The 23942-nt window shown below is 62.1% G+C and carries 31 protein-coding genes and 1 tRNA gene; 18 read left to right on the top strand and 14 right to left on the bottom strand.

Features of this window, described 5'->3' with window-relative positions:
• Positions 1-5 precede the first annotated feature (5 nt).
• The 3 genes from plsY to J2X76_RS00245 are packed head-to-tail and all read right to left on the bottom strand — an operon-like array spanning position 6 to position 2876.
• The gene (gene plsY, locus J2X76_RS00255; RefSeq protein ID WP_310214636.1) at positions 6-668 is read right to left on the bottom strand and encodes a glycerol-3-phosphate 1-O-acyltransferase PlsY; all 663 of its coding nucleotides are present in this window, start codon (positions 666-668) and stop codon (positions 6-8) included.
• The gene (locus J2X76_RS00250) at positions 637-1935 is read right to left on the bottom strand and encodes a dihydroorotase (protein ID WP_405029992.1); all 1299 of its coding nucleotides are present in this window, start codon (positions 1933-1935) and stop codon (positions 637-639) included. Before J2X76_RS00250 ends, plsY begins: the two co-directional genes overlap by 32 nt.
• Positions 1935-2876, bottom strand: a complete 942-nt coding sequence (locus tag J2X76_RS00245; RefSeq protein WP_113130378.1) for an aspartate carbamoyltransferase catalytic subunit — start codon at positions 2874-2876, stop codon at positions 1935-1937. Before J2X76_RS00245 ends, J2X76_RS00250 begins: the two co-directional genes overlap by 1 nt.
• Positions 2877-3078: 202 nt before the next feature.
• On the opposite strand from J2X76_RS00245, the gene J2X76_RS00240 reads away from it, so the two are divergent.
• Positions 3079-4731: an acyl-CoA dehydrogenase family protein gene (locus J2X76_RS00240; protein ID WP_113130379.1), complete on the top strand. Its 1653-nt coding sequence runs from the start codon at positions 3079-3081 to the stop codon at positions 4729-4731.
• Here the strand turns inward: J2X76_RS00240 and J2X76_RS00235 are convergent.
• Entirely contained in the window at positions 4713-5648 is a 936-nt protein-coding gene (locus J2X76_RS00235; RefSeq protein WP_310211838.1) for an AEC family transporter, read from the bottom strand. The two genes, J2X76_RS00240 and J2X76_RS00235, sit on opposite strands and share 19 nt — an antisense overlap.
• A 182-nt stretch (positions 5649-5830) precedes the next feature.
• Between J2X76_RS00235 and J2X76_RS00230 the strand changes: the two genes are divergently transcribed.
• The 4 genes from J2X76_RS00230 to J2X76_RS00215 all read left to right on the top strand — a co-directional run bounded on the left by J2X76_RS00230 (position 5831) and on the right by J2X76_RS00215 (position 7648).
• Positions 5831-6475 carry a TetR/AcrR family transcriptional regulator gene (locus tag J2X76_RS00230; protein ID WP_310211834.1) on the top strand — a complete coding sequence of 215 codons (645 nt, stop codon included), beginning with the start codon at positions 5831-5833 and terminating at the stop codon, positions 6473-6475.
• 66 nt (positions 6476-6541) lie between these two features.
• Positions 6542-7027: a group II truncated hemoglobin gene (locus J2X76_RS00225; protein ID WP_310211829.1), complete on the top strand. Its 486-nt coding sequence runs from the start codon at positions 6542-6544 to the stop codon at positions 7025-7027.
• A 127-nt stretch (positions 7028-7154) separates the two neighbouring features.
• A complete protein-coding gene (locus J2X76_RS00220; protein WP_310211827.1) occupies positions 7155-7325 on the top strand; it encodes a hypothetical protein in 171 nt (56 codons plus the stop codon).
• Positions 7322-7648 (top strand): DUF6105 family protein, encoded by a 327-nt coding sequence (locus J2X76_RS00215; RefSeq protein ID WP_113130382.1) that lies wholly within the window; start codon positions 7322-7324, stop codon positions 7646-7648. Before J2X76_RS00220 ends, J2X76_RS00215 begins: the two co-directional genes overlap by 4 nt.
• On the opposite strand, the gene ruvX is transcribed toward J2X76_RS00215, so the two are convergent.
• A complete protein-coding gene (ruvX, locus tag J2X76_RS00210) occupies positions 7591-8079 on the bottom strand; it encodes a Holliday junction resolvase RuvX (protein ID WP_113130383.1) in 489 nt (162 codons plus the stop codon). The two genes, J2X76_RS00215 and ruvX, sit on opposite strands and share 58 nt — an antisense overlap.
• A gap of 130 nt (positions 8080-8209) precedes the next feature.
• On the opposite strand from ruvX, the gene J2X76_RS00205 reads away from it, so the two are divergent.
• The 7 genes from J2X76_RS00205 (at position 8210) to J2X76_RS00175 (ending at position 13526) form a co-directional block, all read left to right on the top strand.
• On the top strand, positions 8210-8911 hold the full coding sequence (locus J2X76_RS00205; protein ID WP_310211823.1) for a metal-dependent hydrolase: 702 nt from the start codon (positions 8210-8212) through the stop codon (positions 8909-8911).
• Between the two features lie 109 nt (positions 8912-9020).
• Positions 9021-9308, top strand: a complete 288-nt coding sequence (gatC, locus tag J2X76_RS00200) for an Asp-tRNA(Asn)/Glu-tRNA(Gln) amidotransferase subunit GatC (RefSeq protein ID WP_113130385.1) — start codon at positions 9021-9023, stop codon at positions 9306-9308.
• Positions 9309-9367: 59 nt separating this feature from the next.
• Positions 9368-10849 carry an Asp-tRNA(Asn)/Glu-tRNA(Gln) amidotransferase subunit GatA gene (gene gatA / locus J2X76_RS00195; protein ID WP_310211819.1) on the top strand — a complete coding sequence of 494 codons (1482 nt, stop codon included), beginning with the start codon at positions 9368-9370 and terminating at the stop codon, positions 10847-10849.
• A gap of 20 nt (positions 10850-10869) precedes the next feature.
• Positions 10870-11334, top strand: a complete 465-nt coding sequence (locus tag J2X76_RS00190; RefSeq protein WP_310211816.1) for a GNAT family N-acetyltransferase — start codon at positions 10870-10872, stop codon at positions 11332-11334.
• A 216-nt stretch (positions 11335-11550) separates the two neighbouring features.
• Positions 11551-11627: transfer RNA gene (locus J2X76_RS00185), tRNA-Leu, on the top strand.
• 418 nt (positions 11628-12045) lie between these two features.
• On the top strand, positions 12046-13188 hold the full coding sequence (locus J2X76_RS00180; protein ID WP_310211814.1) for a slipin family protein: 1143 nt from the start codon (positions 12046-12048) through the stop codon (positions 13186-13188).
• 68 nt (positions 13189-13256) lie between these two features.
• On the top strand, positions 13257-13526 hold the full coding sequence (locus J2X76_RS00175) for a hypothetical protein (RefSeq protein ID WP_113130389.1): 270 nt from the start codon (positions 13257-13259) through the stop codon (positions 13524-13526).
• A gap of 47 nt (positions 13527-13573) precedes the next feature.
• Here J2X76_RS00175 and J2X76_RS00170 read toward each other — a convergent pair whose 3' ends face one another.
• The gene (locus tag J2X76_RS00170; RefSeq protein WP_113130390.1) at positions 13574-13831 is read right to left on the bottom strand and encodes a YjhX family toxin; all 258 of its coding nucleotides are present in this window, start codon (positions 13829-13831) and stop codon (positions 13574-13576) included.
• Between the two features lie 277 nt (positions 13832-14108).
• Between J2X76_RS00170 and J2X76_RS00165 the strand changes: the two genes are divergently transcribed.
• The gene (locus J2X76_RS00165) at positions 14109-14618 is read left to right on the top strand and encodes a GNAT family N-acetyltransferase (protein ID WP_113130391.1); all 510 of its coding nucleotides are present in this window, start codon (positions 14109-14111) and stop codon (positions 14616-14618) included.
• On the opposite strand, the gene J2X76_RS00160 is transcribed toward J2X76_RS00165, so the two are convergent.
• Complete coding sequence (locus tag J2X76_RS00160) at positions 14615-14926, bottom strand: DUF1294 domain-containing protein (protein WP_310211807.1); 312 nt, start codon at positions 14924-14926, stop codon at positions 14615-14617. The genes J2X76_RS00165 and J2X76_RS00160 overlap by 4 nt on opposite strands.
• Positions 14927-15066: 140 nt before the next feature.
• On the opposite strand from J2X76_RS00160, the gene gatB reads away from it, so the two are divergent.
• Positions 15067-16572, top strand: coding sequence for an Asp-tRNA(Asn)/Glu-tRNA(Gln) amidotransferase subunit GatB (gene gatB / locus J2X76_RS00155; RefSeq protein ID WP_113285887.1), 1506 nt, complete (start codon positions 15067-15069; stop codon positions 16570-16572).
• Positions 16573-16577: 5 nt separating this feature from the next.
• Complete coding sequence (locus J2X76_RS00150) at positions 16578-17081, top strand: GNAT family N-acetyltransferase (RefSeq protein ID WP_113130394.1); 504 nt, start codon at positions 16578-16580, stop codon at positions 17079-17081.
• Positions 17082-17103: 22 nt separating this feature from the next.
• Here the strand turns inward: J2X76_RS00150 and J2X76_RS00145 are convergent, their stop codons facing one another.
• Entirely contained in the window at positions 17104-17532 is a 429-nt protein-coding gene (locus J2X76_RS00145) for a hypothetical protein (protein WP_310211802.1), read from the bottom strand.
• A gap of 59 nt (positions 17533-17591) precedes the next feature.
• On the opposite strand from J2X76_RS00145, the gene J2X76_RS00140 reads away from it, so the two are divergent.
• The 3 genes from J2X76_RS00140 (at position 17592) to J2X76_RS00130 (ending at position 19055) form a co-directional block, all read left to right on the top strand.
• Positions 17592-18056, top strand: coding sequence for a GNAT family N-acetyltransferase (locus tag J2X76_RS00140; protein WP_113130396.1), 465 nt, complete (start codon positions 17592-17594; stop codon positions 18054-18056).
• A 103-nt stretch (positions 18057-18159) separates the two neighbouring features.
• Positions 18160-18558 (top strand): NADH:ubiquinone oxidoreductase subunit NDUFA12, encoded by a 399-nt coding sequence (locus J2X76_RS00135; protein ID WP_310211796.1) that lies wholly within the window; start codon positions 18160-18162, stop codon positions 18556-18558.
• Positions 18559-18635: 77 nt separating this feature from the next.
• The gene (locus J2X76_RS00130; RefSeq protein WP_037088812.1) at positions 18636-19055 is read left to right on the top strand and encodes a DUF2155 domain-containing protein; all 420 of its coding nucleotides are present in this window, start codon (positions 18636-18638) and stop codon (positions 19053-19055) included.
• Positions 19056-19059: 4 nt separating this feature from the next.
• Here J2X76_RS00130 and J2X76_RS00125 read toward each other — a convergent pair whose 3' ends face one another.
• The 6 genes from J2X76_RS00125 to J2X76_RS00100 all read right to left on the bottom strand — a co-directional run bounded on the left by J2X76_RS00125 (position 19060) and on the right by J2X76_RS00100 (position 23893).
• Positions 19060-19992 (bottom strand): DUF2167 domain-containing protein, encoded by a 933-nt coding sequence (locus tag J2X76_RS00125; RefSeq protein ID WP_310211792.1) that lies wholly within the window; start codon positions 19990-19992, stop codon positions 19060-19062.
• An 82-nt stretch (positions 19993-20074) separates the two neighbouring features.
• Positions 20075-20692 (bottom strand): leucyl/phenylalanyl-tRNA--protein transferase, encoded by a 618-nt coding sequence (gene aat, locus J2X76_RS00120; protein WP_310211789.1) that lies wholly within the window; start codon positions 20690-20692, stop codon positions 20075-20077.
• Between the two features lie 8 nt (positions 20693-20700).
• Positions 20701-22047 carry an acetyl-CoA carboxylase biotin carboxylase subunit gene (gene accC, locus J2X76_RS00115; RefSeq protein WP_113130399.1) on the bottom strand — a complete coding sequence of 449 codons (1347 nt, stop codon included), beginning with the start codon at positions 22045-22047 and terminating at the stop codon, positions 20701-20703.
• A 9-nt stretch (positions 22048-22056) separates the two neighbouring features.
• Positions 22057-22518 (bottom strand): acetyl-CoA carboxylase biotin carboxyl carrier protein, encoded by a 462-nt coding sequence (accB, locus tag J2X76_RS00110; RefSeq protein WP_310211783.1) that lies wholly within the window; start codon positions 22516-22518, stop codon positions 22057-22059.
• Positions 22519-22546: 28 nt separating this feature from the next.
• Positions 22547-22984: a type II 3-dehydroquinate dehydratase gene (gene aroQ / locus J2X76_RS00105; RefSeq protein WP_310211780.1), complete on the bottom strand. Its 438-nt coding sequence runs from the start codon at positions 22982-22984 to the stop codon at positions 22547-22549.
• Positions 22985-23116: 132 nt separating this feature from the next.
• Entirely contained in the window at positions 23117-23893 is a 777-nt protein-coding gene (locus J2X76_RS00100; RefSeq protein ID WP_310211777.1) for a DsbA family protein, read from the bottom strand.
• Positions 23894-23942: the final 49 nt, after the last annotated feature.

The following is a 23942-nucleotide window of genomic DNA, read 5'->3' as shown; positions in this document are numbered from 1 at the left end:
CCCGCTTATCCCTTTTGGCCGATCCTGCTTTCGGTACCGGCGATCAAGCGCTTGATATTCTCCTCGTGTTTCCACCAGGAAATCACGGTCATGACAGCCATGACCAGCGCGATCTTCGGTTCGTTTAAGAACCACAGCACAACCGGAATGACAAGGGTTGCAACCAGAGCGGAGAGCGACGAATATTTGCTGATCTTGGCGACGCCGAGCCAGACAACGGCGAAGACAAGCACCATCCACGGAAAGACGCCGAGCAGCGTGCCGATATAGGTGGCGACGCCCTTGCCGCCCTTAAAGCCGAGCCAGACGGGAAAGAGGTGGCCCAGGAAGGCCGCGAAGCCGGCGAGCAGGCCGGCTTCCTTCCCGAAGACATACCAGACGACCAGAGCCGCGACGGTGGCCTTCAGCGCATCGAGCAGCAGGGTGGCGGCGGCGAGTTTCTTGTTGCCGGTGCGCAGCACGTTGGTCGCGCCGATATTGCCCGATCCGATCGAGCGGATATCGCCGAGACCGGCGGCCCGGGTGAGGATCAGGCCGAAGGGGATCGAGCCGAGCAGGTAGCCGAACGCGAGTGCCGCCAGCGCGATGGGCAGGGTGATCTGCCAGTTGAAGAGTTCACTCACGCCCGTGCTCCCCTTAAAGCGTATAGACGCACTTGCCGGCCACATAGGTGGCGACGGCACGGCCCGAGAATCGCGCGTCTTCGAACGGCGTATTCTTCGACTTCGACAAGATCATATCCTTCGAGACGATCCAAGGCTCGTCGAGATCGATCAGCGTGATATCGGCCTTCGCGCCCGGCTTCAGTGTGCCGGCATCAAGGCCGAAGATCTGCGCCGGCCGGGTCGACATGGCATCGATCAGCCGCATCAGCGGCACGCGGCCGTCGTGATGCAGGCGGAGGGCGGCGGCAAGCAGGGTTTCGAGGCCGATGGCGCCATCCTCGGCATCGGCAAACGGCAGGCGCTTGGTATCGACATCCTGCGGATCGTGCGAGGAAACGATGATATCGATCGTGCCGTCCGCCAAGGCGTCGGCCATCGCGACGCGGTCGTCTTCCGACCGCAGCGGCGGAGACAGCTTGAAGAAGGTCCGGTATTCGCCGATGTCGTTTTCGTTGAGCGCCAGATGGTTGATCGACACGCCGCAGGTGGCGTTGGCGCCGCGGGCGCGGGCGACGCGCATGGCCTCGGCCGATTCCGCCACGGAAATCTTCGCCGCATGGTATTTCGCCCGCGTCAGGGCGGCGATCCTTAAGTCACGTTCGAGCGGGATGATTTCGGCTTCCTTCGGCACGCCGGACAAGCCCAGCCAGCTCGCGAACAGGCCCTCGTTCATCACGCCGTTGCCGAGATATTTTTCGCGCAGTTCCAGCGAGACCACCGCATCGAACTCGCGCGCATAGGTCATCACCCGGCGCAGGAGCAGCGTGTCGGAAAGCCCGTGCCGGCCATTGGTGAAGGCGACCGCGCCGGACTGCTGTAAGAGGCCGATCTCGGTCATTTCCTTGCCGGCAAGCCCCTTGGTGAGCGCCGCCGCCGGGTGGACGTTGACGACCGCCTTGTCGCGGGCCGTCTTCTGCACGAATTCGACCAGCGCGATATCGTCGAGCACCGGATCGGTATCCGGCATCATGATGAAGGAGGTGATGCCGCCGGCCGCCGCCGCCCGGCTCGCCGATTCGATCGTTTCCGTATGCTCGGCGCCCGGCTCGCCGACATAGACGCGGGCATCGACGAGGCCGGGCGTCGCGACGAGGCCCTTGCAGTCCCTGACGGTCGCGCCTTCCGGTGCGCCCTGGTTCTGAGCCTTGCCGCCGGCGGCGAGGATCCGGCCGTCGGCGCCGATGACGATCGTGCCGGTCTCGTCGAGATTGCGCGACGGGTCGATGATGCGCAGGTTCTTGAGGACGGTCGGGGTCATGGGGTTCTGCATCATGCGCGTTCTCCCGCGTTGTGGGAGACGAGCAGGGCCTCCATCACTGCCATGCGCACCGCGACCCCCATTTCCACCTGTTCCTCGATGACGCTCTGCGGGCCGTCCGCGACTTCGGAGGCGATCTCGACGCCGCGGTTCATCGGGCCGGGATGCATGACGAGCGCATCCGGCTTTGCCGCCTTCAGCTTTTCGGCATCGAGCCCGTAGAAGCGGAAATATTCGCGCACCGACGGCACGAAGGCGCCGGCCATGCGCTCGCGCTGCAGGCGCAGCATCATCACCACGTCGGCATCCTTGAGCCCTTCCTCCATCGAGTGGAAAACCTCGACGCCCATGTCCCTGATGCCCGAGGGAAGCAGGGTCGACGGCGCCACAACCCTGACCCGCGCGCCCATCGCGTTAAGGAGCAGTATGTTGGAGCGGGCGACCCGCGAATGCAGCACGTCGCCGCAGATGGCGACGATGATCCGTGACAGCTTGCCCTTGGCCCGGCGGATGGTCAGCGCGTCGAGCAGCGCCTGGGTCGGGTGCTCGTGCTGGCCGTCGCCGGCATTGACCACCGAGCAGGCCACCTTCTGCGCCAGAAGCGCCGCGGCGCCGGCCGAAGAATGCCGCAGCACCAGGACGTCCGGCCGCATCGCGTTCAGCGTCATCGCCGTGTCGATCAGCGTCTCGCCTTTTTTCACCGAGGAATTGCCGACCGACATGTTCATCACGTCGGCGCCGAGGCGTTTGCCGGCCAGCTCGAAGGACGACTGGGTGCGGGTGGAAGCTTCGAAGAACAGGTTGATCTGGGTCAGCCCCCGCAGCGTGGAGGTCTTTTTCTCTCGCTGCCTGGAAATCTTCACGGCCTCGTCGGCCTTGTCGAGAAGAAAGGTGATATCCTGTTCGGTAAGGCCCTTGATGCCAATCAGATGGCGATGAGGGAAGAAGACCATGGACACGTCTCCGCTTGCGTTCGGCGGTCTATAGGGTCTGACGGCAGGAGCCGCAAGCGGGCGTGGGGTTTATCTCACTGCTTGTTTGAGAGGATCGCGACATGAAGGTTTTTTGAGGCAGGTGCGGCCTTTTGTTGAGAACGCCCGGATTCCTGATTGGGCGCCGTTCCCAGGCCCCATAACTTCCGCTAGAACCCGTTCCATGAACCAGATGTCGCGCGCCGAAGAAAAATTTGCCGAACTCAACCAGCCAAAACCCTGGTCCGGCATCAATGCCTATAGATCCGATCCGCTGGTCGTCGACCTGACGAGCACGCTGAACCGCACCATCCGCGAGGAATACGACCAGCTCGGCCGTTACGTCACCTCGCCGGAGGCGCAGGAACTGGCGCGCATGGCGAACGAGAACCCGCCGAAGCTGAAGACCCACGGTCCGCGCGGCGAAAGGCTCGATGTCGTCGAATTCCATCCGGCCTGGCATGCGCTGATGCGCCGTTCGATGCAGACCGGCCTGCATTCGTCGGTGTGGGAAAACGTGCCCGAAGCCAAGGGCCACGAACACAAGGCGCGCGCGACGCGGTTCTATCTGACGGCGCAGCTCGAATGCGGGCATCTGTGCCCGCTGACCATGACCAGCGCCTCGATCGCCGCGCTGATGGCCTCGCCCCGCGTCCAGAAAGAGTGGGCGCCGAAAATCCTGTCGCGCAAATACGATTCGACGAATCGCCCGGCGTTGCAGAAGAGCGCGGTGACGCTCGGCATGGGCATGACGGAGAAGCAGGGCGGCACCGACGTGCGCGCCAACCGCTCGACCGCCGAGCGGGTCGGCGAAGGCATCTACCGGCTCTCCGGCCACAAGTGGTTCATGTCGGCGCCGATGAGCGACGGTTTCGTCATGCTGGCGAAAACCGGCGACGGCATCGGCTGTTTCCTCGTGCCGCGGCTGCTGGAGGACGGGTCGGCCAACGGCCTGCAGTTCCAGCGTCTGAAGGACAAGCTCGGCAACCGCTCGAACGCCTCTTCCGAGGTCGAGTTCACCGATGCCTTCGGTTATCTGCTGGGCGAACCCGGCGGCGGCATCCGCACCATTCTCGACATGGTCACTCTGACGCGGCTCGATTGCGCGCTGGCCTCGGCCGGCATCATGCGCGCGTCGCTTGCCGAAGCGGTCCACCATACCCGCGGCCGGGCCGTGTTCGGCAAGAAACTGGTCGACCAGCCGCTGATGACCCGCGTGCTGGCCGACATGGCGCTCGACGTGGCTGCCGCGACGGCGCTCGCGTTCCGGCTGGCCGACTCCTTCGATCGCGCCGCCAGCAATCCGGCCGACGCCGCCTTTGCCCGCGTCATGACGCCGGTCATCAAATACTGGAACTGCAAGATCGCGCCTTCGCTGATCTACGAGGCGATGGAGTGCATCGGCGGCAACGGTTATATCGAGGAGCGGCCGATCGCGAGGCACTATCGCGAGGCCCCGGTCAATGCGATCTGGGAAGGCTCGGGCAATGTGATGGCGCTCGACGTGCTCAGGGTCCTGTCGCGTGGGCGGGACCTGTTCAACACGGTGCTTGCGGGTTTCGAGCGGGATCTTGGCCCGGCGGGCAAAAAGACGGTCGAAGTGCTGCGCGCCGCCATGGCGCTCTGCGAAACCGATGAGGGCGCTGCCCGCCTTCTCGTGGAGCAACTGGCACTTGCGGCGGCTGCATCCGAACTGGTGCGGCTCGGGGCCGGCAAGATCGCCGATGCCTTCCTGGAAACGCGGCTCGCCGGCGGCTGGCGCTCGACCTACGGCATGCTCGATGCCCGGTTCGACGCCCGCTATATCGTCGACCTGCTTTATCCCGCCGCCACGTAGGCCACGGTCGTCATCACGACTGGAATGGTGAGAAACGAGGCGACGACCTGCAGGGTTGCCGCTGCGGCGTACATGTCCGCATCGCCGTTCAATTGTTTGGCCAGCAGATAGCCGTTCATCGCGGTGGGGACCGCTGCGCTCAATGCAAGCAGCACGAGGCCGTTGCCCTGGACCCCGCAGAGCAAACCGACGCCGACGGCGACGACCGGGAAGGCGATCAGCTTCAGCACGACGGCCAGAAGGGTGATCGGCCGGGGCCTGAGCGCATCCATGACCCGAAGGCCGGCGCCGACCGTGATCAGGCCGAGGCTGAGCGAAGCCTGCGACAGAAGGTCGACGGTCACCATGACAGGCTCGTAGATCGGAATGCCGGCGACATTGACGAGGATGCCGAGCGCCGTCGAGAGGATCAGCGGATTGGTGCAGATTCTATAGAGGATTGCCCTGTAGTTCCGGTCGTGGCCGGAGAACCACAGCAGCACCGTCACGTTGATGAAGTTGAGCGGAATGATGATCGCCGCCATCACTAGGCCGACCATGGTCAGGCCCTGCGGGCCGTAGGTCTTTGCGGCGATCGCCAGCGCCATGAACGCATTCCAGCGCGTCGCCGTCTGGAACAGCGACGTATAGGCCGGCCCGCCGACGCGCAGATTGCGCAGCAGCGGCCATGCCAGCAGCAGCCCGACCGACATCACCAGCACGGATATGATCGCCGCGAAACTGACTGTCAGGTTGTCGCTGTTGGAGAAATCCGCCTTGGCCATGGTTGCAAAGAGCAGGGCAGGAAACAGCACCCAGTAGCTGCACTGCTCGAGCCCGTCCCAGAAGTCGGGATTGATGATCGGCGCGCGTTTCAGCCCGACGCCGAGCAGGACGAGCAGGAAGATCGGCAGGACGCTTTGGAAGACGATGAGCATGGGGAGGGCACGTCGGTGGGAGGGTACGATCTCGTTAGTCCTCCCGTGCCGATAGTGCAATGCACCCCGGGTGAATTCAAGTGCGGCGTGCGCAATCCTGTGCATGGCGGCCGAGACCGCTTGCGGCGGTGGATGGCTCGGACTATCGCGGTGGGTCAAGATGAAACCGAAACAGGCGGACAATGCTGCAGATCCCTGAAGTGACAGCGCAACAAGGTTCGGTCGCCAAAGTGCGCAGCCGCGCCGGCACCGAGCGGGCGATCTTCCTGGCGGCCCGCGATCTGCTTGCGGAACAGGGCTTCCAGGGGTTCGGCATCAACGCGGTGGCGCGCCGGGCCGGTTGCGACAAGCAGCTCATCTACCGGTATTACGGTGGCCTCGACGGGCTAATCGAGGCGATCGGCGCCGATCTCGGCACCTGGGTCAAGGACCGCATCCCGGAAGATACGGGCGGCATGTTCCTGCTCACCTATGGCGACCTGATGGAAAAGCTCTCCATCTATTTCATGGAAGCCCTGCGCGACGACCCGCTGGTCTGCAAGATCGTCGCCTGGGAAGTCTCGCAGGATACGCCGCAGGTCCGCCGGCTGTCGGAGGCGCGCACCAAGGCGCTCGGCAAATGGCTCGAGAAGATGCGCGGCTCGCTGACGCCGCCGAAGGGTGTCGATGCCGCGACCACCAATGCGCTGCTTTTCGCGGCCATCCAGCACCTGGTGATTTCAGCGGCCGTCAGCGGCCAGTTCGCCGGCATGGCGTTGAAAACGGAGAAGGACTGGGACAAGGTCGGCAACGCGCTTCGCCGGCTGGTGCGCGCGATCTACGGCTGATCCGCCGACACGTCTTGAAGCCGCAACCTCTGCCTAATATCTCTTTGGCAGACGGAGGAAGTGATCATGACGGTACCGACGCTTTACGAATGGATTGGCGGCTTCGACGCGCTTTTGCGGCTGACGACGGAGTTCTATCGTCGCGTCCCGGCAGATGACCTGCTCGGCCCGGTCTTCGCCGGCATGGACAAGAACCACCCCGAGCATGTTGCGATGTTCATCGCCGAAGTCATAGGCGGGCCGAAGCTTTATTCCGAGCAGCACGGCGGTCACCCGGCCATGGTGCGCCATCATCTCGACAGGCACCTGACGGAACAGATGCGCCGGCGCTGGATCAATCTTCTGCTCGACAGCTATACCGACCTCGGGCTTCCCGCCGACCCGGAATTTGCCTCGGCGCTGGTCGGGTACCTGGAATGGGGAACGCGGCTGGCGGTCATCAATTCCCAGCCGGGCGCAAAGGTCTACGAACATGCTCCCATGCCGCAATGGGGGTGGGGCGAGACAGGCGGTCCCTACATTCCGAAGAAGCCGGTGCCGCCCGCGGCCTGAGCCGCGTTATCCACAGCCGCACCTCCGGAATTAACCATGCCGCCCGGTTTCCGTTGCAGGAAATCCCCCACGGCCTAGATTGGCATTAACGCATTGTTAACCAAGGCATTGGCCGGACGCGCTCAGGATGGGAACGACAATCAGGGAGAGTGCATTGCTGCTCGTCATGACGACGATCTTCGCGGTGCTGGCGCTTGATATCGCGGTTCCCGCACTGGTCCTGAGCCTGATGGCTCTGTCGAGATGGCTCGTGTCGCTGGAAATATATCCGGTCGAGCCGAGGGGGAAGACCGCATGAAGTGGTTCCTGATATTGTGGGCCGGACCGGTCCTGCTGCTGTCCGGCTGGTACGGGCTTTCCTACTACGACATGAGCTTCGGCTTCTTCATGCTCACCCGCCAGACCCATGATCTGGTCTTCCAGGTTTACGGCAATATCCTCGGAATTCCGCCGGAAACCATTCCGCCGCTGGTGGCCCGCGCTATCGCCTTTGATAGTCTGGTCGTGTTTGCCATCGTCGCATTCCGCAAGCGCAAGGCCATTGCCGCCTGGTGGCAGAGGCGTCAGCTTGCGAAATCGGTTTCCCTGCCGAGCGAAGAGAGCCTGTCGAGCGCTCCCTGAAGGATGAAGCTCGCCGCGGCGGAATCGATCCGCTCGGCGCGCTTGGCCCGCGACACGTCCATTTCCAGAAGCGCCCGCTCGGCGGCGACCGTCGAGAGCCGTTCGTCCCAGAAGACGAAGGGCAGGGCGGTCTTTTCCGACATCGAACGCACGAAGGCCCGCGTCGCCTGCACCCGCGGGCCGGCGGATCCGTCCATGTTCATCGGCAGGCCGATGACGAAGCCCGCCACCTTCTCCTTCTCGGCAAAGCCGAGCAGCACTTGCGCATCCTGGGTGAATTTCACCCGCTTGATGACCGGCCGGGGAGAGGCGAAACGCCGCCCGATATCCGACATGGCGAGCCCGATCGTCTTGGTGCCGAGGTCGAGCCCGGCGATCGCCTGTCCGGGCTGAAGGGCTTCGGCCAGTTCCTCGATCGTCATCACCGTCATGCGTTCTTCATCCCCGCGATCCAAAAAGGGTGACCGGGGAGAGTTTGTCCCACCCGCTGTCCACTTCCCTTTAGCCTCATATCGGCTATGTGTCGTTACCATCCCGCATCATATTGAAGGAGAGTTTTCCATGAAGATCACCTGGCTCGGCCATGCTGCCTTCCGCATCGAGACCGCCAAGGCGAAGATCCTGATCGACCCTTTCCTGACCTACAATCCGGCCTTTGCCGGCCAGGACATCAAGGCCGCCGCCGAGGGCCTGACCCATATCCTGCTCACCCACGGCCATGGCGACCATGTCGGCGACACGGTGCAGATCGCCAAGGAAACCGGCGCCGTCGTGCTCGCCAACTACGACCTTGGCGTCTGGCTGGCCAAGAAGGGCGTTGAAAAGCTCGAAATGGGCAATACCGGCGGCACGATCAATTTCGACGGCTTCACCGCCACCTTCACCAATGCGCTGCATTCTTCCGCCTCGCTCACCGAAGACGGTGTTTCCCACTGCCTCGGCAATGCCAACGGCCTGATGCTGCATTTCGACGACGAGCCCTCCGTGCTCCACATGGGCGACACCGACATCTTCAGCGACATGGCCCTGATCAACGAACTGCACCAGCCGGATATCGGCATCGTGCCGATCGGCGACCGCTACACCATGGGCGGTGCCGTCGCAGCGCTCGCCTGCCAGCGCTTCTTCGACTTCAAGCATGCACTGCCCTGCCATTACGGCCTGCCGGGCGTCGACCAGACGCCGGAAAAATTCGTGAAGGGCATGGAAGGCACCCGAACCCGCGTCGAGACGCCGGCTCCGGGCGGCAGCCTGACGTTCTGATCCATACCGCCTGCGGCGCGCGCCTTCGCAAATTGAGGCGCGCTCCCTGTTGCGAAGGGCGGACGCGGCGATTATAGCGGGTAGGAATTTTCTTGCCCGGAGTCATGCCATGTCCGTCGATCTCGCCACCGTCAAGCGCGTCGCGCGCCTTGCCCGCATTGCGGTCACGGAGGAAGATGCCAATCGCATGGTCGGCGAGCTGAACGGTATCATCAATTTCGTCGAGCAGCTTTCCGAAGTCGATGTCACTGGCGTCGAACCGATGACGTCGGTCACCCCGATGGACATGCGCAAGCGCGCCGACGCCGTTACCGATGGTGACAAGGCCGGCGATATCGTCGCCAATGCGCCGACTACCGACCATAATTTCTTCCTGGTGCCGAAGGTCGTCGAGTGAGCGCTTGAATAGCGCCCCCGCCGAACCTCCTCCTCGTTTTCGAACCGTTTGAAGAGCCCATGACCGAACTCACCAGCCTCACCATTGCCGAAGCCCGCGAAAAGCTCGAAGCGAAGGAATTCACCTCCGTCGAGCTGACCGAGGCCTATCTCGCTGCGATCGACGCCGCCAACTCGGTGTTCAACGCCTATGTGGCCGTGACGCCGGGAAAGGCGCTCGACATGGCAAAGGCTTCCGACGCGCGCCGCGCCGGCGGCAAGGTCGGCGCTCTGGAAGGCATCCCGCTCGGCATCAAGGACCTGTTCGCCACCCGCGACGTCCACACCCAGGCCTGCAGCCACATCCTCGACGGCTTCCAGCCGAAATACGAATCGACGGTAACCCAGAACCTCTGGGACGACGGCGCGGTGATGCTCGGCAAGCTGAACATGGACGAGTTCGCCATGGGCTCTTCCAACGAAACCTCGCATTACGGCGCCGTGGTCAATCCGTGGAAGGCCAAGGGCTCGAACCAGCAGCTCGTGCCCGGCGGCTCCTCCGGCGGTTCTGCCGCTGCCGTATCCGCATTCCTGTGCGCCGGTGCGACCGCTACTGATACCGGCGGTTCAATCCGCCAGCCGGCCGCCTTCACCGGTACCGTCGGCATCAAGCCGACCTACGGCCGCTGCTCGCGCTGGGGCACGGTCGCGTTTGCCTCGTCGCTCGACCAGGCCGGCCCGATCGCCCGCGACGTACGCGACGCCGCGATCATGCTGAGGTCGATGGCGTCGGTCGACGCCAAGGACACGACCTCCGTCGACCTGCCGGTGCCGGATTACGAAGCCTCCCTCGGCCAGTCGCTCAAGGGTATGAAGATCGGCATTCCGAAGGAATACCGCGTCGAGGGCATGCCGGAAGAAATCGAAAAGCTTTGGGCGCAAGGCATCGCCTGGTTGAAGGATGCCGGCGCCGAGATCGTCGACATCACCTTGCCGCACACCAAATACGCTTTGCCGGCCTATTACATCGTCGCCCCTGCCGAAGCCTCGTCGAACCTCGCCCGTTACGACGGCGTGCGTTACGGCCTGCGCGTCGACGGCAAGGACATCGTCGACATGTACGAGAAGACTCGCGCGAGCGGCTTCGGCACCGAGGTCAAGCGCCGTATCATGATCGGCACCTATGTTCTGTCGGCCGGTTATTACGACGCCTATTACCTGCAGGCACAAAAGGTCCGTACGCTCATCAAGTGCGACTTCGAGATCGTCTTCGACGCCGGCGTCGATGCGATCCTGACGCCCGCCACGCCGTCCTCGGCCTTCGGCATCGCCGACGAGGACCTCGCGTCGGATCCGGTCAAGATGTACCTCAACGACATCTTCACGGTGACGGTCAATATGGCCGGCCTGCCGGGCATTGCCGTTCCTGCCGGCCTCGACGCCAAGGGCCTGCCGCTCGGCCTGCAGCTGATCGGCAAGCCGTTCGAGGAGGAAACGCTGTTCCGCACCGCTTACGTCATCGAACAGGCCGCCGGCCGCTTCACGCCGGCGAAGTGGTGGTAAGCGGACTTACAATTCGGAAAATGACGCTCGCCGATCACCATGTGGTCGGCGAAGTCGGTTTTGCAGCCTGGAAAACCAGCACGGCGGGCGAAGCGGGTTTCAGCGACCCGTCCGTGATCGAAGCCGCTCGCAAGGCTTTCTTTGATTATCCGGCCCAAGCCAAGGGCGACGTCGCCGTTGCCGAGCTTGGAGGAAGAGTGGCTGGCTGGGGCGCCCGCGAGGACCAACCCGATAGTATTTCCGATATCTGGGTCGATCCCGCCTTTCAGGGCCGCGGTATCGGTTCGGCGCTGGTGCGGTATTTCCTGGCGCGCATCGGGACGGAAGGTCTCTCGATCGCCAGGATACATACCCGCGCCACCAATGCCGGTGCGACAAGGCTTTATCAGCGGTGTGGTTTTTCGGTCGTCTGGAGGGGAGAGGAGTTCGATTCCGGGCTCGGCATCCCGCTCGAAAAACTGCACCTTGAGAAGCGTCTGGGTTGAAGATCTGCATTTTCTAATTTGTTGCGGTTATGCAACTACCGATCGATTGCAACTCTCCGCTGTAATTTTACCCGTTGCATATGCGGCCCGAAATGCCCTAAACGCGCCCTCCCGGTCGTCAGCCGGTGTGGACGTCAACGGATGGAGTTCCAAACCTCCTCCCGTGCAGCCGGCTTTGCCGTCCTGCATACGGATGCCGCATCGGAGGTCGGACAAGCGGATATAGCTCAGCCAGGAAGAGCGCCGGATGCAGAATCCGGAGGTCGCGGGTTCGAATCCCGTTATACGCCCCATTTGGATAGCTCAGACGGGTAGAGCATCAGACTGATAATCTGATTGTCGAAGGTTCGAATCCTTCTCCAAGGCTGGCTCCTAACCAGCAACACCCTGCGAAGGTGTCAAACAGGATTGACGGTTCGGGAACCGGAATGTCGAGGAAAGGAAAGAGGCCGAAAGGTCTCGGACTTTTCTAAGAACCAGGGGCGCAAGCCAGGACGACAGTGATGACCAAGCCGCATGCCGGCCGGCCAGGGAGTGCGCTCCAGGGCTCGCCCGCGTGCTGCGACGTCCGCTCCCGCCGTTCCGCAAGTGCCGTCTGCCACCGGTTCCCGGATCATTGCCGGGCGAACTGCAGAACTGAACGAAACGAAACACGAAACGCAAAAGGAACAATCGGTCGATGACTTGAGCAACGCCGAAGGAGTAACGAACATGACAAAGCTTCTCGAGATGATTTTGGGGCGCAAGCGCGTCCTGGTAAAGGAAAACGAACGTGTGATCGCCCTCAACGAGGGCCGTATTCAGGGCATTTACGGGGCCGGCATGCATTGGCTGCGGAACACCCGAAATAGCCTGGAGATCGCGCGCTACGACCTGACCAACCCGGCATTCGTTTCGGTTTACGAGAAGGCTCTGTTCGATAGGCTCCCGGATGTCGCCGAGCGCAACCTGACCGTTTTCCGAACTGCCGCCACCGAGGTTGCGGTGATCGAGCGGGACGGTGTGATCCACTCCGTCTTGATGCCGAACCAGAAGCTCGTCGTCTGGAAGGACGCCGGGCCGTGGACGGAAAAGCGGATCGACGTTTCGGAGAACCTGACCGTCGACCCGGCATTGACGCGCCGGATCGTCCAGGCCCGTAAGGCCGAAGCGATCACCATGCATCTCGTCAACGAAGGGCAGGTGGGTCTGCTGTTCATCGACGGCGCGCAGGCCGGAACGCTCGTCGCTGGTATCCATGCCTTCTGGAATGTCGGCAAGGCTTGCCAGGTGAAGGTGATCGACCTGAAGTGGCAGTCGCTCGATGTCTCGGGCCAGGAACTCCTGACCCGTGACCGCGTGACGATCCGCGTCAACATCTCCGCCGAATACCGGGTTACCGATCCGGTCAAGGCGGTGACCGTTGTGAAGGACTTCTCCGACGCGCTGTACCGCGCGCTGCAGTTCGTCTTCCGCCGTACGCTCGGCAGCCTGACGCTCGACCAGATCCTCGAGCGGAAGGTGACGATCAATGCCGAAGCCGCCGAAAAGGTCCGCGAGGACATGGCGGCGATCGGCATCGAGGTCTCCGGCATCGAGCTCAAGGACGTGATCCTGCCGGGCGAAATGCGTGAGATCCTGAACCAGGTCGTTGCCGCCGAAAAGCAGGCCGAGGCCAACGTCATTCGCCGCCGCGAGGAAACGAACGCCACCCGTTCGCTCCTCAACACGGCGAAGGTCATGGCCGAAAACCCGGTCATGCTGCGCCTGAAGGAGCTCGAAGCGCTCGAAACCATCGCCGGCAAGGTTGGTCACCTGACCATCCACAACGGCACCGGCGGATTGATGCACGACATCATCAATCTGCGTGACTGATAAGGCAGGTGCCGTCTCGGATTTCGGGGCGGCGCCTGTTATAGGTCTCTCACTTTGGAGGAGACCTCATGTCGAAATCTGATCTTTCAACCTTGATCGATGCCTTCGACCAGCTCGCCGACGCGGGCTTTACGATGGGCGCTGAATGGGAAACGGTCCACAATATTTGTCAGGCCCATGAAGGCGACAAGCCGTTCGATTGGGGCCACGCGCTCTGCCACCGCATCGAAGGCGACGACTGGAACGCCGACTATTGGTACCGCCGAGCCGGCAAGAAGCGGATCGGCTCGATCGGCGAAGAGTGGGCTGCTATGAAGGTTGAGCTTACGGTTGCCTGACGCCTGTAAAGTTTGCCGCGCGCCAAGGAGGCACGCGGCGTTTCTTTCTATCGATTATCCTGCTCGGCTCTCACCAGAACCAGCCCCCTTTCGGTGATGCGGTATGGCCTGCCGCCCTGGGATTTGATCGCCTTCTTCTGCTTGAGCTTGCGGAAGGTGACGAGGTCGAGGCCCGAGAAAGCCCAGCCCTCGCGGGTGACGAGCTGCAGCTTTTCGATCTTCCTGTTGTCGTCGCGGGTAATCTCGATCCTGCCGCCCTGGGCGAGCAGATGGAGGATGCGCTGTTCGGCGCGGGAAATGTCCATGTCTTGATGTCCGGAGAAGCGCTCAAAACGAGCGCACAAAAACGTTGCCGGCGTCGCAAAACGTCGGAGTTCTCGTTTTTGTCTGGGCCGGCGCGGCTAGGTGCGGGGCCGGCCCCTTAGCGGGTCTCTACGGAAGAGAACATCAAAACTCCATCGATACGCTATCCGCACTAGGCGGGTTTTCCCTCTCGGTCAAGCACCTGACGAAAGCGCCCTATAAGTTGCACTGGTCAAAGCGCGGACTCAATGTTCTACTGACGCTGCAGCAGGGGAAGATATGGCCCATATTCGCAATGCGCGTGAGGACGAGGTGGATATCCTGGCGGAAATCGGCTTCCGCTCCTGGGAGAAGGCCATGATTTCGATCGGCGAAATGACCGATATGCGCTCCAGCGCCCGCACCGCCTTCCAGAATTTTACCCGCTCCTCCTGGCTCACCATCACCGTCGTCGAACAGGGCGGCAATCTTGCCGGCTGGGCTGCGCGCGAAAAGCTTGACGAACTGATCTCCGATTTCTGGATCGACCCGTCTTTCAAGGGGCAGGGGCTCGGTCGCGCGCTTCTGACGGAGGTAGAAGCCGAGATCGTCCATCAGGGTTTCGAAGTCGCCCGCGTCGAGACCCATGCCCGCAATGCCGAGGCGGTCGGCTTCTTCGAGAAGCAGGGTTACTCCATCAACTGGCTGTCGATCACCTATTCCCCCAAGATCGACCGCGACGTGCAGTCGGTCGGTCTCTCCAAGCGCCTCGTCCTCGAAGCGCCGGAAACTTACGGGCCAAGTTTCTAGATCGCCCCTACAGCTTGCCGCATTAGATCCGGCGCAAGCAGCCATGACGCCGCTCCGACAACATGAAGGGTGACGATCATCATCAGCAACGTGCGGAAAGGCTCCTTGCGGGTCTTGTGCCGCAGCATCTGCTGTGCAGCTACAGCGCCCAGGCTGCCTCCGATGAAGGCTATGCCCAGGAGCGTGCGTTCGCTGATCCGCCACGTGTCGCCGATCGCCGCATGCTTGTCCCACCAATACATGCAGAATGCGACGACGTTCAGGAGTAGATAAAGGATGAATGGCGTGAGTAGGGTCGATAGCTCCATCCCGCAATTTCACCGGAGTCCGGTTAAAACCGGCTGAACAATAGCATTCGCGGCGATCCCTGCTTGCGGCAAGTCTTGCACCTCCGCGCCATTTGCTCTACCTCCAGAAAATCAAGTCGAGACCATTTCACGAGCATCAGATGACCCTTGTCGACGTCCGCACGCCCGATCCGAAACGCTTCATTCCCGGCGCCACCGGCGATTGGGAAGTCATTATCGGCATGGAGGTGCACGCCCAGGTTCTCTCCAATTCCAAGCTCTTCTCCGGCGCCTCGACCGAGTTCGGCAAGCCGGCCAATTCCAACGTCTCGCTCGTCGATGCGGCCATGCCCGGCATGCTGCCGGTCATCAACGAGGAATGCATCCGCCAAGCGGTGCGCACCGGTCTCGGCCTCAAGGCCCAGATCAACAAGCGTTCGCTGTTCGACCGCAAGAACTATTTCTATCCGGACCTGCCGCAGGGCTACCAGATCTCCCAGTACAAGGATCCGATCGTCGGCGAGGGCAAGATCGTCATCTCGCTCGGCCCGGACCGCCAGGGCCAGTTCGAGGATATCGAGATCGGCATCGAGCGCCTGCATCTGGAACAGGATGCCGGCAAGTTGATGCACGACCAGCATCCGACCATGTCCTATGTGGACCTCAACCGTTCCGGCGTGGCGCTGATGGAGATCGTCTCCAAGCCCGACATGCGCTCCTCCGACGAAGCCAAGGCCTACATGACCAAGCTGCGTTCGATCGTGCGTTACCTCGGCACCTGCGACGGCAACATGGACGAAGGCTCCATGCGCGCCGACGTCAACGTCTCGGTACGCCGTCCGGGCGCCGAATTCGGCACCCGCTGCGAGATCAAGAACGTCAACTCGATCCGCTTCATCGGCCAGGCGATCGAATACGAGGCGCGGCGTCAGATCGGCATTCTCGAAGACGGCGGTTCGATCGACCAGGAGACCCGGCTGTTCGACCCGAACAAGGGCGAAACGCGCTCGATGCGCTCCAAGGAAGACGCGCACGACTATCGCTATTTCCCCGATCCGGACCTGCTGCCGCTTGAATTCGACGATGCCTTCATCGAGGAACTGCGTGCAGGCCTGACCGAGCTGCCCGATGATAAGAAGGCCCGTTTCGTGCGCGAGCTTGGCCTGTCGATCTACGACGCGTCCGTGCTGGTCTCGGAAAAGGCGATCGCCGATTATTTCGAGGCGGTGGCCGAAGGCCGTGACGGCAAGATCGCCGCCAACTGGGTCATCAACGACCTCTTGGGCGCCTTGAACAGAACCGGCAAAGACATTGAAGAGACTCCGGTTTCTCCCGCCCAGCTCGGCGCCATCATCGACCTCATCAAGGCCGAGACGATTTCCGGCAAGATCGCCAAGGACCTGTTCGAGATCGTGCTCACCGAGGGCGGTGATCCGGCCGAGATCGTCGAGGCCCGCGGCATGAAGCAGGTCACCGATACCGGCGCGATCGAGGCGGCCGTAGACGAGATCATCGCCGCCAACCCGGACCAGGTCGCCAAGGTCAAGGCGAAACCCACGCTTGCCGGCTGGTTCGTCGGCCAGGTGATGAAGTCCACCGGCGGCAAGGCCAACCCGCAGGCCGTGCAGGCGCTCGTCAAGGCGAAGCTCGGGATCGAAGAGGAGTAGGCCGGATGGTCTACTTCGTCCGCACCGCCGGTGATGCTGACGTCGAGAAGATCCGCGCCCTGCTGGCGGCGACCTTCCATGATACCTATGACCCGTTTTATGGGGTGGACCAGGTCCAGCGGATGGTGAGCGGCTGGCATTCGGCGGCAGCCGTCCGGGCGCGCATCCAGAAGCGCGGTGGCGAGTTCCTGGTGGCCGACAACGGCAGGGAGATCGGCGGCATCGGTTATGCCGCCATGTATCCGAAGATGGTGAAGACGGCGATGCTGCATCAGCTCTACGTCAAGCCGTCCTGCCAGAACGAGGGCATCGGGCGGGATATCTTCGCCGAGCTCGAAACCTGTTTCCCGGATGCCGAGATCATGCGGGTCGAGGTGGCGCTGCCGAACGTGCGGGCGCTCTCCTTCTACGAGCGGCTCGGATTTTCCGAGGTCGACCGGATGGAGGAATGGGGCGCCCCCAATTCCGGCCTGCCGGCGATCATCATGGAGAAGCGGCTACCGGTCTGACGGTTGCCGCCCGACGACACCCTTATTGCGCAGGATCGAATTTCTTGCCGTCCTCGTCGTAGATCGCCACCAGGCTGCATTCCATCAGGCCCTTGCGCTGCTTCATGTCGCAGATGGATCTGGAGGCTTTGATGGCGGTTTCCTTGCTGTCGAAGCCGCAGAAGGTCTCGTGCCAATGCGGCCCCTCCTTGGATTGCGCGAAGACGTCGATGCTCCAGCCGGCCGGGAAACAGGCAGTCGTTTCAAGGCAGTCCTCGACCGTCCCGCCGTCCTTGATGCATTTCTTCTTGGCGCAGTCGAGCGCCTTGCGGATCGAGGACGCAAAGCAGACGCCGCTGCTCATTTCCGGCGCCTGGGAGAAACCGACCGCGCCGCGGCCTTCCGCAAAGGCCGCCATCGGCCACGCCGCCATGACGACAGCCAATAAAATCACCCCAGGTCTTTGTGCCATCGCCCCAGCCCCTCTAAGCTTCGCGGGAATCATGCCGATTCTGCGTTGAAAGGAAAGAGATGACGGAGAAGCTTATTATCCGCCGGGCTCGCGAAACGGATCTTCCGGCGCTGATCGCCCTTTTTGCCGCCGACGACGTGGGTGGACACGGCGACACGACGGACGAAAGCGCCTATGAAGACTATCTGCGCGCCTTCAACGTCATCGATGCATCGCAGAACGAGCAGCTTTTCGTCGCCGATATCGAGGGAGAGGTGGTCGGCACGTTCGAAATCATGTTCAGCCGTACTTTGACGGGCAGGGGTTCGCTGTCGATGGTCGTGGAAGCCGTCCAGACCCGGTCGGACATGCGCGGCAAAGGCATCGGCGCGCGGATGATCGAATATGCGGTCGAGGAGGCGCGGCGCCGCGACTGCCGCACCGTCCGGCTCACCTCCAACATGGCGCGCACCGATGCGCATCGCTTCTATGAGCGCCTCGGCTTCGCCAAAAGCCATTTCGGCTTCAAGATGAAGCTCAAATGAGGGTGCGCGACATTTGGAATCACTGGACATCGAAGGCGCCAAGCGGCATAAGCGGATCAGTCACTTTGATCGTCATCCTGTTTGCCTAGCCGACGGAACATCCATGAAAAATCTCCTGCTGCAGATCTTCACCTGGTGGAACGGACAGACCATGGGCACCCGGTTCTTCACCTGGCGTTTCGGCAAGAGGGTCGGCGAGGACGAGATGGGCAATGTCTATTACGAAGGTCCGATGACCTCCTGGGGCAAGCCGAAGCGTTGGGTGATCTACAAGAACTACGCCGAAGCCTCCGCAATCGGGCCTGGCTGGCACGGCTGGATGCACTACCGCACCGACGTTCCGCCTTCGAAGGAAGACTACAAGGCGCGGGAATGGCAGAAGCCGCACAAGCCGAATGCCACCGGCACGCCGCTCGCCTATCGCCCGCAGGGCTCGCTTGCCGCGACCGGCGAACGCCCCCGCGTCACCGGCGATTACGACGCCTGGACGCCCGGCAACTGACACCTGTTTTGGCCACATTCGACCTCTAGGGGTCGGTGCCGACGGGATTTGCCGAGACGGGAAGCATAATGGGATTGATGACGGTTTTTCCACGCAAGCCAATGGTCGGCGCACTGATCGCGCTGGCATCCGTGCTTGCGGCGGACGGTGTATCGGCGGCGCGGTTGAGCAATCCCGTTGCGGTCTTTGCCGGCATCGACAAGATCACCGGCCGCATCACCACGTTCGACGTCTATGTCAACGAAACCGTCCAGTACGGCGCGCTGCAGGTGACGCCGAAAGTCTGCTATTCCCGCGACGAGACGGAAGCCCAGAAGATCGACGGTTTCGTGGAAGTGGACGAGATCACCCTCGACCGCAAGATCCGCCGGATCTTCACCGGCTGGATGTTCGCCGACAGCCCCGGCCTCAACGCCGTGGAACATCCGATCTATGACGTTTGGCTGACCGGCTGCAAGCAGAAGTCCGACGTACCGCCGCCGAAGGCGACCAACTGAGGTTTCAGGCCGACGGGGTCTTGTTACGCCTGAAGAGGCCGGCAACAAACCGATAGGCTCCCGCAAGACCCGCAAAAACAAAGAGGAAGCCGCCCTTCTTCAGAAGCGCGAGCGCGGCCGCGAACAAGCCGAATTTTGCGGCAACCTTGGCCCCGGCGCCGGCTGCAATCATGCCCGCCATGCCATAGGCGGCGATCTTGTCGCCATCCCGAAAGTCCGCATAACCGGCTCCCTTGTCGAAGGACACCATGTTGGTGACCGTGGGAATAGCGGCCTTGATTTCCGCAAGTTGGTCGAGCCCTGAAACGAAGTTAAACTGCAGCACGCCTTCGCGTCCGAGCGCGCGAATGGAGTAGTTCAGCGTGTGGGCCGCCGACATGTCTTTGCCGAAAATCAGGTCTCGCGCCCAGTGCAATGTATGCGCGGAACTATCGTAGTGGGGGGGCGATGCCCAGCCGACGAGCGTTATAGGCTCGAAGCCCTGTTTCTCCCGCTCCACATTTCTCTCGACGACGCCATTCTTGATCTGCTGGAGAAGCTCGTTGTAGTCAATTGACGCTGCTTCGGCATCCGAAACGTAACCGTCCGCATCGTATTCGATGATGGAGCCCCAGGACATCTTTTCGGAAGGCAGGTATTGTGTCGGGAAAAGCATACCCAGATTGCCTTCGGCCGAGGCCGGCGGGTTGCCCCAGATATCGACCAGTACCTTTTTCGTGTCTACCGGATTGAGGTAATAAAAATTTGGAGGAACGACGAGCGTCGCCTTGGCGGCCGGCAGCTTCACCATGCCCTGCTGGAAATTGAAATTTTTGAAGAATTGCTTTTCCTGATCGGAAAATGTGGCGGCGCTCGGGAAAACCTCTTCCATGGATTTGGCCCATGCCGGACCGCCCATGGATGCAAGAATAACAATGGTCGCTAAAAAATGTCTCATCAGAAAATCCCCTTCGATCATTCTACCTTAGCGTGCTATCTGCGCGTAACAACACGGCGCGGGTATTTTTCGGGAGGGAAAATCAGAATTTCAGATGCGGCACTTCGACCGCGGCTCTCAGGAGCTTGAGGTAGTCGTCCTTGGGAACGTCGATCGCGCCGAACGTCTTCAGATGCTCGGTGGTGAACTGCGTGTCGAGCAGGGTAAAGCCGTTTTCCCGAAGCCGCTCCACCAGATGCACGAGGCAGATCTTGGAGGCGTTGGTGCGCCTCGAAAACATGCTCTCGCCGAAGAACGCGGAACCGAGCGAGACGCCGTAAAGCCCGCCGACCAGCTCATCGCCCTCGAAGGCTTCGACGCTGTGCGCGTGGCCCATGCGGTGCAGTTCGGTATAGAGCTTGCGGATGGTGGAGTTGATCCAGGTGCTCGGCCGGTCGCCGGCAGGTTCGGCGCACAAGGCCATCACGCGCTCGAAGGCCGTGTCGAAACGGATGTCGAACGGGGCCTTGCGGACCGCCTTGGCGAGGCTTTTCGAGACGTGGAAGGCATCGAGCGGCAGGAGCCCACGCATTTCCGGCTCGACCCAGAAGATTTCCGGGTCGTCGGCGGATTCGGCCATCGGGAAGAGGCCGATGGAATAGGCGCGCAGCAGGATTTCCGGGGTTATCGCCGGGTAATATCTGCCACGTCGCCCTGCCATCGATCTCCCTAATGCGTCTTGTCGCCGGCGAGATAGTGTTCCAGCCAGTGAATGTCATAATCGCCGTTGGCGATATCCGGATTGTCGACGAGGTCCTGGAAGAGCGGCAGCGTCGTCTTGATGCCGTCCACGACGAACTCGTCCAGCACGCGGCGCAGGCGCATCATGCATTCGACGCGGGTGCGTCCATGCACGATCAGCTTGCCGATCAGGCTGTCGTAATAGGGCGGGATGCGATAGCCCGCATAGGCGCCGGAATCGACGCGCACACCAAGGCCGCCCGGTGCATGGAAATGCGTGATCGTGCCGGGGGACGGCACGAAGGTGCGCGGATCCTCGGCATTGATACGGCATTCGATGGCATGGCCGGAGAACACGATGTCCTCCTGCTTGACGGACAGGCCGCCGCCGGAGGCGACGCGGATCTGTTCGTGCACGAGGTCGATGCCGGTGATCGCTTCGGTGATCGGGTGCTCGACCTGGAGACGGGTGTTCATTTCGATGAAATAGAACTCGCCGTTCTCATAGAGGAACTCGATCGTGCCGGCGCCGCGGTATTTCAGCTTGCGCATCGCATCGGCGCAGATCTCGCCGATCTTCATCCGCTGCTCGACATTGAGGGCAGGGGAATTTGCTTCTTCCCAGACCTTCTGGTGGCGGCGCTGCAGCGAGCAGTCGCGCTCGCCGAGATGGATGGCATTGCCTTCACCGTCGCCGACCACCTGGATCTCGATATGGCGGGGCTTGCCGAGATATTTTTCCATGTAGACCGCGTCGTTGCCGAATGCGGCGAGCGCTTCGGAGCGGGCGGTCGAGACGGCCTCGTCGAGATCGGCCTCGGTCTTGGCGACCTTCATGCCACGTCCGCCGCCGCCGGCGGTTGCCTTGATCAGTACCGGGAAGCCGATCTGGCGGGCGATTTCCATCGCGTTTTCAGGCTTCACCTCGCCGTCGGAGCCGGGAACGACGGGGATGCCGAGTTCCTGCGCGGTCTGCTTGGCGGTGATCTTGTCGCCCATGATGCGGATATGGTCGGCGGTCGGGCCGATGAAGGTAATGCCGTGCGCGTCGAGGATATCCGCGAACTTGGCGTTTTCCGACAGGAAGCCGTAGCCCGGATGCACGGCGTCGGCGCCGGTGATCTCGCAGGCGGCGACGATCTGGTGGATGTTCAGATAGCTCTCGCGCGACGGCGGCGGGCCGATGCACACGCTTTCGTCCGCAAGCCGCACATGCATGGCGTCGGCGTCGGCGGTGGAATGGACCGCGACGGTCGCGATGCCGAGCTCCTTGCAGGCGCGAAGCACGCGAAGCGCGATTTCACCGCGGTTGGCTATGAGGATCTTGGAAATCATGGATGCGCCTTACTCGATGACGACGAGCGGTTGGCCATACTCGACAGGCTGAGCGTCGTTGACCAGGATTTCCGTGACCTTGCCGGAGCGCGGCGAGGGGATCTGGTTCATCGTCTTCATGGCCTCGATGATCAGCAGCGTCTGGCCTTCCTTGACGGTGGCGCCGACTTCGACGAAGGCGCGCGCGCCCGGGGCCGGGGAGAGATAGATGGTGCCGACCATCGGTGCGGTGACGGCGTTCTTGTTGTCCTGGGCGGCAGGTGCTGCAGCGGCAACCGGAGCGGCTGCGGCAGCCGGAGCGTAGGCCTGCGCTGCGATCGGGGCCTGGACATACTGCGTCGTGCCGGCGCGCGATACGCGGATACGCAGATCGTCCTGTTCGACTTCGATCTCGGTGAGGTCGGTCTCGTTGAGAATGTTCGCGAGGTCGCGGATCAGTCCCTTGTCGATACCGTTCTTCTTGTCAGACATGGCAAACCCTATTGTTCTGTTTATCTTGTCAGGCGGTAATGGATTTCAAGGCGTGCAACGCCAGAATGTAGCTTGCGGTGCCAAAACCGCAGATCACGCCCTTTACCGCCGGTGCGATCATCGAATGATGGCGGAATTCCTCCCGCGCGTGGACATTCGAAATATGAAGCTCGATCACCGGCACGGAGATCGCCTTGATGGCGTCGTGCAATGCGATCGAGGTATGGGTAAAGGCGCCGGCATTGATGGCGACGCCCACGGCCTTTTCGTTGGCCTCGTGCATCCAGTCGATCAGCACGCCTTCATGATTGCTCTGGCGGAAATCGACCGTAAAGCCGAGTTCCTTGCCGGCCGCGATGCAGTCGTTCTCGACGTCCTTCAGCGTGGCTGCGCCGTAGATGCCGGGCTCGCGCTTGCCCAGCATATTGAGATTGGGGCCGTTAAGGACGAAGACCGTCTTGCTCATCGTTACTCTATTGTTCCACACTGAAATTCAGGGGCCACCTATAGACCGGCGAGGCGGCAAGGGAAAGCCCCCGCCGCGCCGAAAGCCCGTGAGTCCACTGAGATGGAACATCTGTCGGTGAGCTATGCCCTGTCAGCAGGTCGCCTTGCCGCAGGCGCGCACATTGGCGACCTTCTCCTCGATCGTCTCGAGGCCGACGGCGCCGAACACGGCTTCGTCGCCAACCACGTAGGTCGGCGTGCCGGTGATGCCGATCGCGTTGGCGAGCCGGTAGGCTTCGCGCACCAGATCATCGTTCGGCTGGTCTGCCATCGACTTGCGGATCGCCGCCTCCTTGACGCCGAGAGCGCCGGCGACCGCAATCGCCGTCGCTTCCGAGGCGTGGGGCTTGCCGCCGAGCAACTGGCGATGGAATTCCGCATATTTCTCAGGAGCGACCAGACGCACGGCGTTGGCGACCCGGTGCGCCGCAACCGAATCCGGCCCGAGGATCGGGAATTCCTTGAGGATAAACCGGATGTTCTTGTCCTTGGACAGGATGTCGTCCATGTCGGAAAGCGCCCGCTTGCAGTAGCCGCAATTGTAATCGAAGAATTCGACGACCGTGACGTCGCCCTTCGGATTGCCGAGCGTGATGTCGGTCGGCGAGGAGAAGATCTCCTGCTTGTTGTCCGCGATCCCCTTTGTCGACTGCTCGACGCGCTGGCTCTGCTGTTTGGCTTCCAGCGCGTTCTGAACCTCGACCAGCACTTCCGGGTTTTGGATCAGATACTCGCGGATGAATTCGCCCATTTCCTTTTTCTGCTGGTCGTCCAGGGCGACGGCTGGAGCGGCCGCGGAAAACGCCAGGGCCAGCATCGAGCCGGCGGCCAACATCTTGAAAACGCGCGTCTTGAACAGGCGGGTCATTCATATCCTCTTGGGTCGGCACACGAATCCCGCGCACCATTGTTGCGAT

This window comes from Neorhizobium sp. 2083 (assembly GCF_031455615.1).
Lineage (GTDB): Bacteria > Pseudomonadota > Alphaproteobacteria > Rhizobiales > Rhizobiaceae > Neorhizobium.
This window is presented reverse-complemented; position numbering and strand designations above follow the sequence as displayed.